The 2,023-nt window shown below is 50.0% G+C and carries 3 protein-coding genes; 2 read left to right on the top strand and 1 reads right to left on the bottom strand.

Features of this window, described 5'->3' with window-relative positions:
- Window positions 1–476: 476 nt before the first annotated feature.
- Complete coding sequence (locus ABRP86_RS11455) at window positions 477–611, bottom strand: hypothetical protein (RefSeq protein ID WP_023025892.1); 135 nt, start codon at window positions 609–611, stop codon at window positions 477–479.
- A gap of 716 nt (window positions 612–1,327) precedes the next feature.
- Between ABRP86_RS11455 and ABRP86_RS11450 the strand changes: the two genes are divergently transcribed.
- Together ABRP86_RS11450 and ABRP86_RS11445 are read left to right on the top strand one after the other, a co-directional pair.
- On the top strand, window positions 1,328–1,558 hold the full coding sequence (locus tag ABRP86_RS11450; RefSeq protein ID WP_349864456.1) for a hypothetical protein: 231 nt from the start codon (window positions 1,328–1,330) through the stop codon (window positions 1,556–1,558).
- 200 nt (window positions 1,559–1,758) lie between these two features.
- Complete coding sequence (locus ABRP86_RS11445; protein WP_349864453.1) at window positions 1,759–1,977, top strand: DUF2871 family protein; 219 nt, start codon at window positions 1,759–1,761, stop codon at window positions 1,975–1,977.
- Window positions 1,978–2,023: the final 46 nt, after the last annotated feature.

Here is a 2,023-nt window from a genome sequence, read left to right as displayed (position 1 = left end):
AACCACCAGCAGAAAAGAAATCGCTGCCTAACCACTAGGTAGCTCCACTACGTGTCCACGATTTGCGGGCAACCCCATTCGCCTGAGATGCCAAGGACGGTATTGCTGAGAGAGTGTGTCAAGGTGTTTGTATGTGGGTTTGGCATGAGAACCACTTGTAACGATGAGGGGGTGGAATTCACCGACGTTGTCCTGTTTGGCGTCAGTGAAGATCAACTAGCGCTGCAGCTCCTGCTCTGAGGTCACGCTCGAGCGGAAGCCGATGACGTACTACTGCGAGAGCGTGCACTCTTGTACGCCGCCACACTCCGTGCGCGCGACGCCTTAATGGTTAGCGTTGTGGGTGAAGCCTCGCAGTTTTCTTCCTTCCGCAGACCCCCAATTTCTCCGAGATGAAAGTTTGACCACATGAATAAAGCCCAAAGCACTTCAGCTATTTCTCACCTTGCCCAGGGCGTTGTCAACGACGGGAGGCCTTAAGCGCGGCCTTTGCGGTAAGACAATGCCAGCTCGGAGACGGCGAGTGCTGTGGGTACAACTAGGAGCCAATTGGGTACCACAGCGGATACCGCAATGAACGCGGCAAAAGCGGCTGCGAATGCGTACGTCATGGTCTTTTCCACGAAAGGTCCTTTCAAACGGGGCACGGTGTTAAGGAAAGCTCTTGGGACTGGGTAGCTTATGTCTTCAGCCTTTAGAGGCTATTTTCGGCTGTCTTCCTTATTGAAGAGTCATATAAATTCGGTTTTATACTCGGCGGTGAGTATAAGATTGCGGCTCATTCCTCAAAGCAGAGCATCTGATTGTTCATAAAAGACGGTTCTTGTTTCCTGCGAGGAAGTGTACCTCAGGAATCGGTGAAAATACTGATCATTCTGCTTAAGAATCAAATAAAATTCCTTAAGAGAAACAGCATCTACAAGTCTTCTGCGGTTGATGGAATTTTAACAATAGTCGAGGAACATTCGGGACAAAATGGGGTCGCGCCCATGACGAAGAAACTGATCTCTAGGACTCAGTCTCTCCAAACTAAACCACACTGGAAATGCGCAATCACTGCAGTCGCGTGAAGAAATAGACTAAGCTATTGCGGTTTCGGATTGCGCGTGTATTTTAAATGTTGATTAGGTAGCCTGAAGCCCATGAGAAGCTTGTGGAAGCATTTCTGGCCATTCTGCGTCTCCGTCTTGATAGCCATTGTGCTCGGGGTTCTGTTTAATGACTATTATTGGACACTTGCTTTAGTGGTCACAATTTTGCTCATAGGTGTCGTTTTATCGTTGGCGGATTATGCTTCCGAACGGCGACGGAAGAATGAGGATGAGCGATGAATCGGAAATTGCAGTTGTCGTTGGCTACTGGATTCGTTGGCGTGGTTTTGCTCATCGCAGCGCCGGTTTTAATTAACGCCGGAATTGATGCTGCCGATGCTGGGCAGCAGTCAGGTAATGCTGTAGTTCCATTGCTTTCAGCGGCTGTCGGGACTGTGCTTGTGATTTTCGCGCTGGCCCGTTCCAGTTCTGTATTTGAAAGGAAGAATGTAAAAGCCGAGCGCTAGAAGCGCTAGTTTTGGGGCTGTACTCCTTGCGGGACCTGAAGCGGTCCCGAGGTCACTCTCTTTGAATCAACCTACTGGTTGATTCAAGGTTCAACCGCCTCTGCGATTCAAAGCCAGAGAAGTCGGGGCAAGATAGGTATTTAGAGAAATTGATCCCCTCGGCTATCCAGTCACAGCGATGACTGGGAAGGAGTAATGACATGAAGGCTTTGTACAGGGCAGCGATTTTCTACCTCGTCTTGGGCTTGGTCGCTGGTTTGTTTTATCGGGAGTTTACGAAGCTACAGGACTTCCCGGAAGGTGAATATACGCAGCTAAGTGTGGCCCACACCCACTTGCTGGCGCTGGGCTTCATGCTATTCCTCATCTTCTTGGCGCTGGAAAAGGTCGGACCTGACCCCCATGTGGTGGACACCTGATATCCAGCCCAGTCGAGCTGGGAAGAAAGGTAATCTACCACCATGT

It is taken from the genome of Corynebacterium sp. KPL3927 (genome assembly GCF_040225835.1).
Classification (GTDB): Bacteria; Actinomycetota; Actinomycetes; order Mycobacteriales; family Mycobacteriaceae; genus Corynebacterium.
The sequence above is the reverse complement of the archived record's forward strand: the minus strand, read 5'-3'. Positions and strand labels throughout refer to the sequence as shown.